This is a genomic window from Mycoplasma zalophidermidis, assembly GCF_024742155.1.
Taxonomy (GTDB): domain Bacteria; phylum Bacillota_I; class Bacilli_A; order Mycoplasmatales; family Metamycoplasmataceae; genus Mycoplasmopsis; species Mycoplasmopsis zalophidermidis.
In genome coordinates, this window is sequence record NZ_JANSFS010000003.1 from 61,589 (window position 1) to 77,824 (window position 16,236).

General features: G+C 27.7%; 10 protein-coding genes. 6 read left to right on the forward strand and 4 right to left on the reverse strand.

Features of this window, described 5'->3' with window-relative positions:
• Positions 1 to 4: 4 nt before the first annotated feature.
• The 4 genes from asnS to NW238_RS02100 all read right to left on the reverse strand — a co-directional run bounded on the left by asnS (position 5) and on the right by NW238_RS02100 (position 3,928).
• Complete coding sequence (asnS, locus tag NW238_RS02085) at positions 5 to 1,366, reverse strand: asparagine--tRNA ligase (protein WP_258451729.1); 1,362 nt, start codon at positions 1,364 to 1,366, stop codon at positions 5 to 7.
• Positions 1,367 to 1,588: 222 nt separating this feature from the next.
• Entirely contained in the window at positions 1,589 to 3,031 is a 1,443-nt protein-coding gene (gene mgtE / locus NW238_RS02090; RefSeq protein WP_216505439.1) for a magnesium transporter, read from the reverse strand.
• A 1-nt stretch (position 3,032) separates the two neighbouring features.
• Positions 3,033 to 3,626, reverse strand: a complete 594-nt coding sequence (locus tag NW238_RS02095) for a diadenylate cyclase (protein ID WP_216505438.1) — start codon at positions 3,624 to 3,626, stop codon at positions 3,033 to 3,035.
• 2 nt (positions 3,627 to 3,628) lie between these two features.
• A complete protein-coding gene (locus tag NW238_RS02100) occupies positions 3,629 to 3,928 on the reverse strand; it encodes a hypothetical protein (protein ID WP_216505437.1) in 300 nt (99 codons plus the stop codon).
• A gap of 193 nt (positions 3,929 to 4,121) precedes the next feature.
• On the opposite strand from NW238_RS02100, the gene NW238_RS02105 reads away from it, so the two are divergent.
• From NW238_RS02105 to NW238_RS02130, 6 genes are all read left to right on the forward strand, one after another.
• Entirely contained in the window at positions 4,122 to 4,613 is a 492-nt protein-coding gene (locus NW238_RS02105) for a deoxycytidylate deaminase (protein WP_258451730.1), read from the forward strand.
• Between the two features lie 385 nt (positions 4,614 to 4,998).
• Positions 4,999 to 10,377 carry an SGNH/GDSL hydrolase family protein gene (locus NW238_RS02110; RefSeq protein WP_258451732.1) on the forward strand — a complete coding sequence of 1,793 codons (5,379 nt, stop codon included), beginning with the start codon at positions 4,999 to 5,001 and terminating at the stop codon, positions 10,375 to 10,377.
• 137 nt (positions 10,378 to 10,514) lie between these two features.
• Complete coding sequence (locus NW238_RS02115; RefSeq protein ID WP_171112014.1) at positions 10,515 to 10,748, forward strand: YneF family protein; 234 nt, start codon at positions 10,515 to 10,517, stop codon at positions 10,746 to 10,748.
• Positions 10,749 to 10,929: 181 nt separating this feature from the next.
• Positions 10,930 to 12,996, forward strand: a complete 2,067-nt coding sequence (locus tag NW238_RS02120; RefSeq protein ID WP_216505434.1) for a hypothetical protein — start codon at positions 10,930 to 10,932, stop codon at positions 12,994 to 12,996.
• A gap of 1 nt (position 12,997) precedes the next feature.
• Positions 12,998 to 14,011 carry an MAG5150 family histidine triad lipoprotein gene (locus NW238_RS02125; RefSeq protein WP_216505433.1) on the forward strand — a complete coding sequence of 338 codons (1,014 nt, stop codon included), beginning with the start codon at positions 12,998 to 13,000 and terminating at the stop codon, positions 14,009 to 14,011.
• Positions 14,012 to 14,212: 201 nt separating this feature from the next.
• A complete protein-coding gene (locus NW238_RS02130) occupies positions 14,213 to 16,132 on the forward strand; it encodes a coiled-coil domain-containing protein (protein ID WP_258451733.1) in 1,920 nt (639 codons plus the stop codon).
• Positions 16,133 to 16,236: the final 104 nt, after the last annotated feature.

Here is a 16,236-nt window from a genome sequence, read left to right on the forward strand (position 1 = left end):
CTCCTTACATTTTAATATTCCCTGAGGTACGTGGATATGGAATAACATCTCTAATATTGTCCATTCCTGTTACATACATTACCAATCTTTCAAATCCAATTCCAAAACCGCTTGATCCGCAGTCTCCGAAACGTCTTAAATCAAGATATCACTGTAATTCCTCTTGATTGATTCCCACTTCTTTAGTTCTTTCAAGTAATTTATCATAAATAACTTCACGTTGGCTTCCACCCACTAACTCACCGATACCAGGAACTAATAAATCAAATGATGCGACAGTATTACCGTCGGGATTTTGATGCATATAGAATGCTTTAAATTCTTTAGGGAAGTTAATAACTGCCACCGGACCATTAAAAACTTGTTCTGCTAAATATCTTTCATGTTCAGTTCCAAAATCCAAGCCGAATTCAATATTTTGTTCTTCAAATCTATCTTTTACTTTGTTTAATTCTATTAGTGCATCTCTATAATCTATAACGCTTAATTTTGTGTTAATAAAACTATATAATCTAGTTAATAAGTTTTGATCAACGTTTTTAGATAAATAATTGAATTCATTTGGATGTTTTTCGATCGTTCTTTTAATTACTGTTTTTAAACAATCATCTGCTAAATTGATAATGTCTTTTAAGTCAGCAAAAGCCATTTCGGGTTCAATCATTCAAAATTCAGCTGCGTGTTTTTTCGTGTTAGAGTGTTCAGCTCTGAAAGTTGGTGCAAACGTATAAACTTTTTTAAATCCAACTACATAACTTTCGGCGTGTAATTGACCAGTAACTCCCAAAGTTGGCTTTCTATCATCACCGAAAAATGGATTTTTAGAATTTGAATCAGAAACCTCAAATGTTTCTCCTGCTCCTTCGCCATCGTTAGAAGTAATAATTGGGGCGTTAAAGTATAAAAATCCGTTTTCATTGAAATAGTTATGCATTTCTAATGCCAATGCTGATCTAATAATCATTGTAGTTTTAATGATGTTTGTTCTGTGTCTTAAATGAGGTATTTCTCTTAAAGTTTCAAGATTTATTGATTGTTTTTGAATTGGGTAATCCAAATCAGTATCTCTTAAAACATTGATTTTTGATGCAATAACTTCTAGTGGCTGAGGTGCATTGGGTGTTAGTGATACAGTTCCTTCGATAGCAACCGCAGCACCAATATGTATTTGGTCTAATTCTTCAAAATCGAATTCTTCTCCTTTGAATATTACTTGCAAGTTATTTACAGTTGAACCGTCATTTAATTCGATAAAACGAATTTTTTTGTTACCACGGTTAGCCGAAACTCAAGCACTCATAGTAATTTGTTTATTGCTAAATTTATCTGGTTTTTCTAAAAATTCTCTTATTGAGTATTTATCCATAATTCACTTCCTTAAAATGTTGTGTGATTTATTTAAATTTAATATTCTAATTTAATTAATAATAAGTTAAATTATAACATAATATATAATTGCATTTTTTATAGATTGTGTGGTTTAATTATTTTTTTAAATGGCTTTTAACTTCATGAATTTATAATCGTGTAAATTCGTAAAATTTGGAAATAAAAAATAAAATCTAAGTAACCTCAGATTTTAAATTTATTAATGAATGAAAATATTTAAAAAGCCTATTGTGACTCCAAACACAATTAATGATGTTATAAGTTCAGCGAATGCATTCAACATTACTAATGAACTATTTGAAGGATCTTTGTGATGTTTAACATATAAAATAGGTATTAAAGCTGAAATAAATGAAAGTAAAGTCATGGCAATTAATAATGAAAAACTTGAACCAATTATTATTGCTCATGATGCTTTTGCCTTGTTTAATAAATCCCCTGTTGAAGCTAAAAATATAGATAATCTGCCAACATTAATTAGTGCTAAGGATAATCCCAGCATTAAACCAACAATAGTTTCTTTTAGTATAACTTTACGGAAGTGTTTTGTTTCGACTATATCCATCGTTAATACACGTTTTATAGTTATATTCGTCTGAGTACTACCGTTTCTAGCGACAGTATTTATTGTTGTTATAAACACTAAAAACGATAGGAATAAAGATATTGAAATTACAGTTGTTTGAAGTTCTCTAAATACTTCTTTAAAGAGGAAAAACCCAGCTATTTCTAATATAGTAGAGAATAAAAGTATTATTACACCCCATAGTATTCTGTGTTTAAGCAATTTATATCATGGGGTTTTTAAATAGTCATCAGCTTCTGAGCCTTTAGAACTAATTCCTGCCATTTTATATAAATCATCAGTAGCAGCATCATGAATAACATCAATCACATCATCACTTGTTATCATTCCAATTAATCTTTTATCTTGATTAATTACCGGCAGAACTGACATATCGTGTTCACTGAAAATTTTGGCCGCATCTTCTTGTTTATCGCTGGCCATAATTGAAGTCACAGGTGAATAAATGTTATCAATTTTATCGCTACTTTTAGCAAAGATAATTTCTTCTAAAGTTAATACACCAAGTAATTTTTGAGTTGCATCTACCACATAGTAATAATGAACTAATTCTGCTCGATTTTTAGAGTAGTCTTTTTTAATTTTGTATAGTGCTTGTTCACATGTATAAGTATTTTGAATAAATGAAATATCTATACTCATTATGCTTCCAACTTCATCGTCAGCATAACTTAAAATTTTATTTATTTCATTTCTTTTATCTTGAGGTGTATAGGCAATAATTTTGCTTGTTACATTCGCCGGCAATTCCTCAAGAACATCGGCTAGCTCATCGCTTTGTAATTCTTGAAGCATTTTCATGCTTCATTCCTCATTAAAATCAAGTGCAAGTTCCTTTTGTTGCTCAGTTTCTAAAAATGAAAAAACATCTGCCGCATCTTCGGTTTTAAGTAATCTTAAAAATGCGATTTGTTCTTCTTTAGAAAATTCTCCTAATGTGTCAGCAATATCTGCGTTTGGTATTTCATCAATCAGTGAATATGCCTGTTTATTGTTTTTGTTTTCAATAATTTCTTTAATTTTTGAAAAAAGCTGTTCTTCCTGTATATCTGTCATTTTAGTCCTTTAAATATTTAATTAATTGTTCTTGAAATTGTTCTATTCTTATTTTGAAAAATGTACCATTTTTTACAAATTTAACATCGCCGGTTTCCTCACTAACGATGATAGTTAAAGCATCACAAACTTCACTAATACCCATTGCTGCACGGTGGCGCGCTCCATAATGGTTATCAATTGATTTTTTTGATATTTTGTAAAAAGTTGCTGCATAGTGAATTTTGTTATCGCGTATAATTACTGCCCCATCATGAAGTGGTGATTCTTTGTTAAAAATCGAAATCAGTAGTGAAGATGATATATTAGCATTTAAAATGATTCCATCCGTACGTAACCTGTCTAAATTATCGCTATTTTCGATAGTAATCAATGCTCCAATTTTATTTTTAGAAAAATGTTCAACTGCTTCTCTTAGTTGATTAATCAATCTAATTTGTGAGCTACTTCCCATCTTGTCATATCTTCTTTTACCCAGTTTGCTTTTAATTGCGCTAACTGTACCAGGCAAAATTGATAATAAAATAGAAATAACCACTAAACATAGAACAATGTATAAAATGATATCATTTGGTGTTATTTTGGTTATTCCCATATTTATTGTCCTCCATTCCCGATTAAAATCGCAATGGCTAGACATAATATGATTAATGCTATAGATGCTACAATAGCTAAAATTTTTGCTCATTTAAGTTTTTTGTATGTGTTCAAATCAATAACTTTTTTATTTAGCAAACATTGTTCATTCGAGCAAATACTTTCCTTCATTGAATCATCGGAAACTAAGGCCGGGTTAGCCAAAATTAATTTGTTTTCTTCGTATTGTTCTATTAAAAATTCTCTTCTTTTTTGAATTCTTTGTTCACAAATTAACGGATCTCTTTCAATTGTTGCCATAATACCTCCTATTTGATGTATATATTATATACTAGTGATAAAAATTTGATATTAATTGGTTAATTTTAAGTAGTTTTTTATAATCATTTTCAAAAAAAGATTATCTTTTCTGACTATTTTTCTATTGTTTTAGCAAAATTACTGAACGATACAATGACATATAGCATTATGAAAAGAGTTGTATAATACTAACATGAAAAAAGAATCACTATATTGAAACGGTTACTTTATGGCTTTGGCCAAGGTGTCCGCTCTAAGGTCAAAAGACCCAAGCACGCAGGTTGGAGCTTGCATAATTGATAAAGATCGCAAAATTGTAGGTTTAGGTTATAATGGAATGCCTTTAGGTATTGATGATGCTTTTCCATGAGATAGAAAAGCAGATCATACAAAAGAAACCAAGTACCCTTACGTTGTTCATGCTGAAGTAAATGCGATTTTAAATGCTTTTGGAAAAACAAAGAATGCAACTCTTTTTACTTCCTTATACCCATGTTCAAACTGTGCCAAAACAATTGTACAAGCTGGTATAACAACCATTATTTATGAAAGCGATAAATATCACGAGACTGAAGATGGTGAAATTGCTCGTTGAATTTTAACAAAGTGCAATATTGAATGTATCCAACTAGATATTGAAACGAATGTTGAAGTCACTGTCGGTGACAAAACATTTTCTGCTTAAACGCTATATTAAAACCATTTTTGGTTTTTTTAACCTCATAATCAATTTGAATATTCCAATAAATAAAAATATATGGTATTCTTTCCATAAAATTTTTAAATAATATAATAATCACTCGCTAATTACTCCATTAATAAGTATAATAATATTGTAACAATACTTAAAAGGTAATGTTGCGAATCATAAAATATAAATAAGTTTAAAATATCATTTTTTTATCCAATTAAACACACTAACCCCATTAGTGTGAAACTCAATTTTATATAATCTAAACGCACAAAAGTGCGTTTTCTTTTGTTTTTTTTCATAAATTTTAACGCATGTATGTATTTAATATTAAATTTTAATTTTATAATATAATACGCATATTAAATATGGAGATAATATGAAAGTAAGAATTAAGAAAACAATCATTATTTTGTCTAGTGCTTTAATAGGAACTGTTGCTTTAGCAACAGGACTAAGTTTAATCCCCACTAAGGACAAGCAAGTAAAAAAATCAAGCGAAATAAACAAAAAAAATGCCGCTGATACAATTACTAATATTCCAGATTTGCCTAAAAAACAAAAAACAGAAATAATTAATCCTAACGTAGATATTAGTTCAATTAAACTTTCTAACCGCATTTTTTCTAAAAACGCAATTGAAGCAGATCAATCAATCAATTACTTAGCCATGGGAGATTCAATCACAGCAGGTTTTGTGGCTACCTTAGATAAAGATTATTCTGGAAAATTTGAAAATGGCGAAGTAAGCGGTATTAGCTATCCAGCATATTTAGCTAATTTTTTCAATAAAATTAAACGTTTAAATGCTTTTTCAAACCAAGCCGTTACCGGTTCTACATTTGCTGACTGAAACTTATTATTAAAATCGGAAGGCGATGAATCCAAATTAAATGAAATTGAGTTGAAATTAGTTAAATTCAGATTTGGCGATGGTTGAAAAAATAAATATCAAAGTTTGGTCAATGATTTATCAAAAAGCAATTTAATTACAGTGTCATTGGGTGCGAATGACTTCTTACACGCCATTGGTGAAAGCGCTTCTAATTTACCACTAAACGAAATTGTAAAATTAATTAATTCTAAACAAGTAAACTACTCATATATTTCTAGTTTAGTAAATGATTTATTCAATAATTTATTCAATAATATTCAAAAAAGACAAGAGGAATTTATTGATAGAATTCAAAAGTTTGCACCTAATTCTAATATTAACTTTATAGGTTTCCCTACTCCATTAAACACAATTATGAATTTAGTTGATCGTCATATAAATAAATATGATAAAGATGCTAAATTCAATTTAAGTACTATTTTACTAGACTTAATAAACAAGAAACTTAAATATACGGCCACAAAGAAAAATACATACTTCATCAATCCATTTAACCATGATTACTGAGTAAAAAATGCTGAAATTTTAACTCCGTCACTATTTGATATACACCCAGGTGAAAAAGGTTATAAAAAAATAGCTATAGATTTATTTATTAAATTAATTTCAACGAATCGTAACGCTAAAGAATTTTATAAACATAATATAAATTTTGGTTCAACATATCTTAATAGCGATCAAGATTCATTTTTAACTCAAATTAAATTAGATAAAGACCCATACCAAGTTATTAATGAAGTTTTTGGAGATGATTTAGATAAATTTCTACTTACCGAAGATAAACAATATTTAACTCTTAAAAATGAAAACAAATTTAATGAACAAAACTATTTTAATCGTGTGCTTGACAATGTCGGATTGGATGAAATTGTTTTTGATAAGGTATTACCAAACTTTTTTGAGTCTGACTTTTATCATAAAATTGACCCACAAAATACATTAAAGAATTTCTTAAAAAGAGATAACAATAAAAATTTATCAAGTCTTAAACATTGATTCAAAGATTCAAAAATAATCCCAAATTTATTAAAAAACGCTGAAGAAACATTCAAAAATTATGATTGAGATAATGATGGTAAACCAGGGGCAAAAGATAATAAAATCACCTATTTAATTGAAGCATTTAAAAAAGAATTATCAAACGAACCTAAAATAATCAATTTAATTTTTACATTGACGCAAACAACTGTTTTTAAAGATAATTTGATTGAATTCAAAAACATTGTTAAAAACATTTTTACCAATGTTGTTAATTTAGATATTACTAAGAAAGAAATTTATAAAGGTATAGATTTAATTTACGATAAGGAATCATCTAAAATTGCGCCTTATATTAGCAAAAATGATTTAAAAAATCTTGCAAATTTAATTTTAAATTCAGAAACTCTTAAAACCAATGTAGCTGATATTTTAGGAAACATTATCGAAGACAGCCCTAATTTTTCAAAAGCGAAATCATTCAAAGAATTATGATTTACATTTATCAAAAATCCAAAAAATTCTGATTCGATACAAAATATTTTCCACCATATTACTAGCGATTTAATTAAAAAACCGGAATTTAAATTAATGCTTCGCAACTTAGTTCAAAACTTAACTATTAATTATCCAGAATATTTTAAAAATGTAGATATTAATAATTTAGCTGACTTAACGAATGAAATTTTAGAATTTTGAACTTCGATTGATTCTGAATTAGGTATTAGTAAAGACATTACAACCGAATTAATAAATGAACTTAAATCTGATTTACCAAATAACTTCAATATAGGTCGTTTTGGTAAAAATGTAATTGAAAGACTGAAATCTAAATTTGATAAGGATAATTTAGAGTTAAATATTTTAAAATTAATAAAAAACGCATCTAAAATTAACCTTCCAAAATATAAATTATCACTTCAAGCATTAACCAAAAACGTAATAAAAATTTCTACGAAAAATAAAGAACAAACAACTAAATTCTTTGCCTCAATTTATCAAACATTAGGTACAGATATTCAAAAAATAATTAATGAAGATGATTTTTCAAGTTTAATTAACAAATTATTAAACGAACCAAAATTCGAAGACTTGATTGATAGTATTATTGAAGATGTAACACAAATTAACAGCGATAAATTAGCCGCAGCAACATCGTTATTTGATTTACCAAAGATAATATTTGAAAATATTGAAAATTCACGCACTCTAGATAATTTACTTCAACTTATTTCAAACTCTATAAGTTATCCTGAATTAAATTCAGTATTTTCTGAATTACAAAAAAAATTACCGAAAGATTATCAATCAATTAACACCGATACAATTCGTTCAATAATTAAACATACCATTACTTACCACGAATTAAAACCATTAATTGTAAGTTTTATTAAACACGGATTATTAAATACGAAAACTACCAAAGTAGACTTATCAACACCAACGACACTAGTTAAATACTGATTAGAAAATGATGGAGAAAAGCAAGCTGTCAAATTGAATTTAAAATCATTTGTAATTTCACTATCAAAAAATACTGATTTAATAGAAATAATCTCTAATATTATTTATATTGAATTAAATAAACACCAACCTTTAGGGGAAAATATTCAACTCCAACAGGTTACTCAGCTTATGACAGCTTTATTTAGGGATATTGAACCATGAAATGATAAGATAAAATTGATAGATTATATAGTTGAAGACTTAGTTGACAATTTGGAGATAAATGGTATTAATCTAGATATCAATAATTTGACAAATTCAATTGTAAAACGTATATTTGACAAAACACAACCAGAGGAATCAACACTTAAATTAATCAAAATATTTACTGAATCTAATATCATTGGTCAAAACCGTGATGTCATTAAACAATTGGTTACAAATGGATTAAATTTTGCTTCAAAAAATATGGATATTGCTGGTTCTATTTATGCAAAATTACCATCAAAAACTATTGATGATATTTCTAAATATATGACCAAAGAAGATTTTAAAATTGTGATTAACGATACAATTGAAAAATCGAAGTCAGATATTTCAATATTGCTTGACACAATTATTGATTCTGCGTCAAACAACCACGAATCATTGCAAAAAGCAACATCATTTAGAGATTTAATTAACTTATTATTTACACCTTCCGAAAATGAGAAAATTATTGCTCAAGCCTTAGAAAGAATTATTGTCAATGCTATTTCTCACCCTAATATATTCAGTTTATTGAAAGGATTATGATCTGAAAATATTAAACCGTATGGTGTAAATTCTGATGATGTAGCAAATACCAAGTTCGCTAAAGACTTGTTTAATGAATTGCCTAAACTTATTAAGGAAATAGGATTAATCGAAAAGGTTATTAAGTCGATTTCTCAGTCAGCAAAAAATAACGATTCTACTCAACTGCTTATTGAAAATATTGGCAAAGACATAATAAATGGACTACATTTAACGGATTATAAATTAGCACAAATAATTTTAAAATCAGATACATTGGTTCAAAATAAACAAACTCTAAAAGAGGACATTCTAACAATAGTTAATAAAATAACAACTGATGATACATTGACTGAAAAATTTGTAGTTGATTTCAAATTAGATTCTGCATTGACTAAACTAGGCGTCACTCAGCAATCAGCAGTAAAAACCTTACAGAGCGCATTCAAATCACAGGAATTAAAAAATATTTTAGAAGCATTTTTGAATGAATTATTCAATAATAACGAAAAATATGCCTCATTAGAATCATGGCCTAATGCATTAGGCGAATTCTTTAGATCATCGAATGCTACAACAATTAGAGATAGTTTAAAACATTGAATAAGAGAAATCTTCACAAATAATGAAGATGTGTCTAACGCATTAGGAAAAGGGTTAGCCAAACTAATGCGTTCGAATGGATTTAACTTCGCTGAAGAAAAAGACCATATTGTTCAAGATTTTATTAAATCTTTTGCAAAACAAGCTGTAAACACAAAAATTCTTGATGATATTGTCGATTCATTATTCTCTAAACTTAAAGAAATAGATAAGCACGAACTTTCTAAATTCCCTGAACTTATCCAAAACGCTTTTAAAGAAGGGGCGATGAAATTTATCTCCAGTGATGGTGTAGTTATGCTAAGTAAAATATTTGAAAATAAAGATGTTTTTAAATCAATATTTTCAAACTTAGATACGAAAGCATATTCAGATTTTATTAATTTATTATTTGAATCTTCCCCAGCTGATTTTAATAAAGGTATATACGCAATTATGTTTGCTAAACCTAATGAATCAAGCAACTTCAATGCTTCGAGTGGAATATCTGGAATAATTAAAGGAGAGTTTGGAGCATTTATTGAAATATTCGTATCACCTTTAGTTGATCAATTCTTTAAAGAGTTAAATGAAAGTCAAAAATACACCGATATTAATGAACTAAAGAAAAATACTCAGGCCTACCATAGTATTTGACGTTTTTATGCATTTCTAAGTCAAATTCTTTACACAAATTCTCCGGGTGGATTATTCTGAAACAGAACTGGTTTAACAGCTGAGGCATTCACGATGGAAGGTTTTATAGCTGCTTTCAAAAATAAAATTTCAAAATACCCTAATTTACTTGATAAGTATTCAAACAATTTAAGGATAATTGGTTTTGCCAACAAAACAACACCTTTATCCTACTATATATCAGGACAGCAATTATTGTCTAGCTGATTAGGAACATATAATTCGAGATCAGGCGGACTAAGCAGTACATTCTATGGACGTGACCACACATTGGTTTATATTTATTATGGAAATAATAAAGATTCAAAATACAATAATACCAAAACATTCAAACAAGTTTTACTTGAAGATATGTTAAAAGGATACCAACCCACCGAAACAAAATAACTCTTTAACTAGGTTATTTTGTTTTTTTTCGGAAAATTTATATTTTTATGAAAAAATAATTACAAAACTTCTGTTTAATTGAATTAAATTGTATTTATATGTTAAAATTAAAATCACATATGCAATAGGAGGTTATCATGGGTCTTACTGGATGAATATTAACAGTAATTTTTTGCTCAATAGCAATGGGTTGCGTTGGAGGATTTATTGGCTTTTTTATTGCTCGTAGTAAAATCCAAAAACAAATTAAAGAAAACCCTCCAATTACTGAAAAAATGGTTAGAGCGATGTTTCTACAAATGGGTAGAAAAGCTTCTGAACAACAAGTCAGAAATGTTATGCGTTCAATCTACGCCGCTAAAGATAACTAGATACAGATTGCTCTGTATCTTTTTTATTTAGTAGATTTAAAAATATTATTGTATAATAAGCAAGATTAACATATAACCATGTAACTTTTATATATTTTTTTAAATAATTTAGTAATAATAACTCCCTTATAAAGTACTTAGGGAATTTTAACATTATATTAATTATAATAATAGGAGCAAAATGAAAAAAATAACAAAACTATCACTAGTATTTACCAGTTTTTCAGCATCTGTTTTACCACTTGTATCAGCAGCATGCAATAATGGCAATTCAAATCAGATTAAACCAAATACTGGTACTCAAGAAAGCGACCAAAGCGCAAATAACAATCAATTAACTATTGACACAAATCTAAATTCACTGGGTAAAACAATGAACGCCTTAGAAATTAAAGAGCGTTTAGATTTAATGCTTGAAAGCGGAAAATCTAATGAAGAAATAATCAACTATATTAATTTATTTACTATTAAACCAATCAATGTACCCACTAGATCCTCACTTACTTATTTAAATGCCGAAACAACAGGAAAAGGTGATTTAATTTTAAATTTCAAATTAAAACAAGATAAAACCAAATCTGAAACTATTTCTAAAAAGTACACAAATTTTGAGTTATATAACGAAAAAAGCGGTGAATCGGGAAAAATTAGTGGCGGAATAGCTCAAGTCGGAGATTTAAAAATAAACACTGATGTCAATAGAAACGGGAGAAAAATTGGTGCAATGGAATTTAAAACTAAATTCGACGAACAATTTGATTCTGTTAATGGTGATGCAACAAAAATTTTAGACTGAATGAAACAATATATTGACATCGAAGGAGATTATTCCAAAAATTCAAAATGAGTATATACAGTTCATAAATCAACACACCATCATGGAGATTATAATTTGCACGCATATATTAGTGCAAGAGATAGAATTACTGGTCGAGTTTACAGAGCGTTTGACGGCGACGGAAACCCAGGTATAACTTTTTTAGGATGGAATAAAGTTAAAAAAATTGGGAATATTTTTATGGAAGAAATTTCAAATGTCTCACTAGAAGGTACAAAAATTAAAGCAGACCAAGTCGCAAAAGAAATCAACTCAGCATCGACAATCGATGAAAAATTAAACATTATTAAAAAATACAGCACAGAATCATTTGATGAATACTTTAAAGGTGATAATACCCAAGTTGACTACCAAATAAAAGCTGAAGAAAATAGCACAGATATTAACCAATTACATTTAATTTTCAATGTTAAAGGGAAGGCAGAACACGAATTCAACATTGAAAAAGAAACTAAAATAACATTGAATCGTTTCTTTACCAATCTAAAAGTGGGTGATTATACAATCAACACAGCTGACAGCAATTTTAAACACCACGCTAATGAATTGTTGGCTTGAATAGGCGGAAAACAAAACAACGTACATCCAAAAGAAATTGAATTAAAAGAATATTCAGACCAAATTATGACTATTTTCAATAGTGACAAATATACAGATTACGGCAAAAAAGTTGGAGTAGCTATCGATTTAATTGAAGATTTGGTTTTCGATTTACAAGACAAGTGAGAAGAATTAGATAATTATAAAAATATTTTAACCGAAGATGAAAAAGCATCTGTAACTAAAATGTTCAATAATTATGATTATGTTAAAAAAATTCGCATAAATGGTACACTTTCTAAAAAAGCTAATGAAATTGGTGAATTAACTGATCCGATTAAACAAAAACAAGGATTTCAAGAACTTGCAAAATTAATGAAAACACAATTGTTAAACGGATGATCTCTTTGTTTAAAAATGATATTAAGTGGGGCTGAAAAAAGAGCTTCTGAATATACTAAAAATAATATTAAACACATAATTTTAGAAAGAATGATCGACAAATCAAAAGAAATGATTGCAAATCAAAAGTATGATTATATTAATTACCAAAATATAATGGAAAATATCAACTACGAATTAGATAATTTTAAATTTGGTGACCTTGAAAATCTTAATTTCGAACAATTAGTTGAAGTTATGAGAAATATCTTGGAATATTCAATTACCAAGGATTCAACAAATGATAACTTTACTTACGAAATAGACAGGAATGCACATGCACCTAAAGTAAAAGACCATACAAATTCAGCAACAGGTGCTAAAGATTTTTCAGTTTTAACACTAACAATAAACGTAACTAATAAGAAAAATAATTCTGTTGAACCAATAACATTTAACATAATTTTTAAACACTCGGAGAATTGATAATATGAAGCAAAAATTTAAATTCTTTGTAGGGTTGTTATCTCCAATTTTACCAGCTACAATGCTAACAGCTGCTTGTTCTCAAACAACTAAACAAAATAGTGATTTAAAACAAAACTCCCATCAAAATTTGGAATTAACAGAAACTCAAAAAATTAAAAAAATATTTGCCGAATTTATTGAAATTATCAACAAAATCAAACAAAAATTTGGTTCAAACCAAGAACAATTTTTAAACAAGAATACTCGTTTTTCTAAGTTCAGTAGCGAATTTAGTTTGTTAAATAATAAAGATGATTCAGAATCTGTTTTATTATTAATTAAAAAATTTTCTGACATTACAACTGTCGGTAATTATATTTTGGCCAAAAATGAATATGCGAATTGGTCACACGATCATAAAGATTTATATGAAGAATGATTTAAATCTAATGCTGGTGTAGAATTAGTTAAAAATTCCCTAGGAATTATTGACGATGCCAAAATTCAAATCCAGACTAATACTAAAAAAATTTCCTTGGAAAATAATGCAAATTCAATTTGGGCTTTTGAAGACTATTTAAATGACCTTGGTAACAAAAATTTTGAAGATAAGACGATTCAAGAAAAATTAACTAGATTAAAAAACTTTTTTAATGACTATATTTACAACAATGATAAATGAGATGAGGACCAACACGACTCACTACATAATGAAGAAAATCATAGTTCAGACAATCATACCCACACCCATTCACACGCAACCTTGAATATAACTTTGAATTCAATCAGACAAAATAAAGAATTTGTTGAAGAATTCGTAAAAGTCTTAAACCTTAGAAAAGATTTCGAAAAATTATCAGATCAAAAGAAACGTGAATATTGACTAACTAATTTATTTGATAAAATCAAATTTGATAAAGAAAATCTTTTAAAAATTGCTAATGAAGCTGAACAAGAATTAGAACTTCAGAGACAATTAGCAATTAAAGCTCTTGATAAAATCAAAGCAATTGAAAATATAATAAATCCTAGTTAATAACTTATCACACCATCGGGTGTGATTTTATTTATAAAATTAATTCAATAAAGCAGGTTTTCAAATATTTTTTTTATTTATTTTGTGTAAAAATCATTATTTTAGCGATAATTTTGCATTTTTTAAAAAATGCCCGAATTCACCTTTTTTTTTTAATTAATTTGATAAAATTAGTATATATAAAAATAGGAGAAACATATTATGAAAAAGAAAGCAATTAATATACTATTGGGGGGGGGCATAGTATCAACAGTTTTAGCGACTGGTGTTTCAGTGGCACAATCCAACAGTTTTATATTAAATAAAACGGATTTTAAAAATAAAAAAAGTTATGAACTTTCCGTCAACGATGTTGACGTTAGATTTACCGGGAGATATATCGGTGCAAATAACATCAATATCAAACAAGGAAAAACAACAAAAGATAAAGATGGTAATCCGATTAGTTATGTTCTGGTTAATGTTGAAACAATAAAAAATGGTAAAAAAATAACTGGTGAATTTAAGATTGATAATTTCAAAACATCAAAAGATGATTTTTACAATAGTAATTTAAGCGTTAATGGCGATAAAACTAAAACACCAGAAGAATTTGCACATTTTATTAATCAGGATAAGTTTGTACCTAAATTAAACAATTTACACAATCCGCTTATTTACGATGTTGCATTTTCAGATGCTAAGGTCAGTCTAGGTGGTATTGATGTACTGGTTACTATCACTGACAAAAATGATCAAAACGACAGTTTTTCAGGTGTGGTTAGAATTAATAAAAATGAATTTAAAAATATTGAAAAATTAACAAAAGTTATTGGTGATGCTGAAGATACTAAGAAAAAAATTGATTCAATTGCTGGTGAAAATAGTAAAAAAACAGAAGTCGTTAATGCAAAAAAAGAACTAGATAAAGCTATCGAAGATGGTAAAAAAGTTAAAGATAATCCCAATTCAACTCAAGATGAAATCAATGATGCTGAGAAAAACATCAACGATGCAAACGCCAAAGCTAAAAAAATTGTTGAAACTGTTGATAATAAGAACAAAACAGATAAAACTATTTTAGACAAAGTTATTACTGATGCTGAAGATACTAAGAAAAAAATCGATTCAATTACTGGTGAAGACGCTAAAAAAGCTGAAGTTATTGATGCTAAAAATGAGTTAGATAAGTCTATTCAAAACGCAAAAAAAGTTAAAGATAATCCAGTTTCGACTCAAAAGCAAATCAATGACATGGAGGTTGATTTAAAACAAGTTAATAATAAAGCTAAGAATATTATAGATTCAGTCAATAATAAAAATATTTCACCGTTTGTGGAAGGTTTGGAAAAATTATTAAGCATGTTAATAAATGCTAATAACTGATTAGATGATAAATTCGCAAAATGATATCCATCAGCAGATCAATATTATCTAGAGTTCAAAAAAAGATTAACAGAGACAATAAAAGAAACAGAAAACTATCTGAATAAATCTAATAATTCCGATGCGAATACTCTATTATTAATTTCGGATTTATCAAAAATCAAATCTGAAGCAGATGATTATGTTCAGTATTGGTCAAATAAACATATTAAAAGACATGTTGAATTAATAGAAGAAATAAAAAGTCTAGATAGTTTTTATAAAGATAAAATTACATCAATAAAAACTAATGACAAGTATTATGATAAAGTAGCTAAAGCCATAAATGAAATTGAAATTTTTATTGAGAAAAATAAAAATATAGTTGTCGGAGAGCTTAATTTCCCTCAAATTGAAGAGAAAGACCATGAAATGGGGGTTCTTAAATATAATATCATGAAGATTTTTATGGATATCAACAAAGAAAAAGAGCCCTTGATTACCTCGATTTGATATTTATGATATGATAAATATCTTAAAGAATTATTGCCAAAGGTTTTAGAACTAAAAACCAACGATAACCTTAATGAAATTGAAGAATTTGTGCTTAGCGAAAAAGAAACAAAAAAATACGAAACAATTGCCGAAATTGGTAATCTTGCTTATCATGATTATCCTAATGACCCTGATATTAATACACTAGAGAAAGTATACAATGATTTAAATAAAATAATTACTATTGGTGAAAATATTTTAAAAAAATATTCACAAAAATAACTTAAATATTTTCAATATATCAGCGATATATTTTAAACCTAGCATTGAAATTAATTCAATAAATAAAAAAACAAATTACGCAGATAAGACTGCGTTTTTTGTTA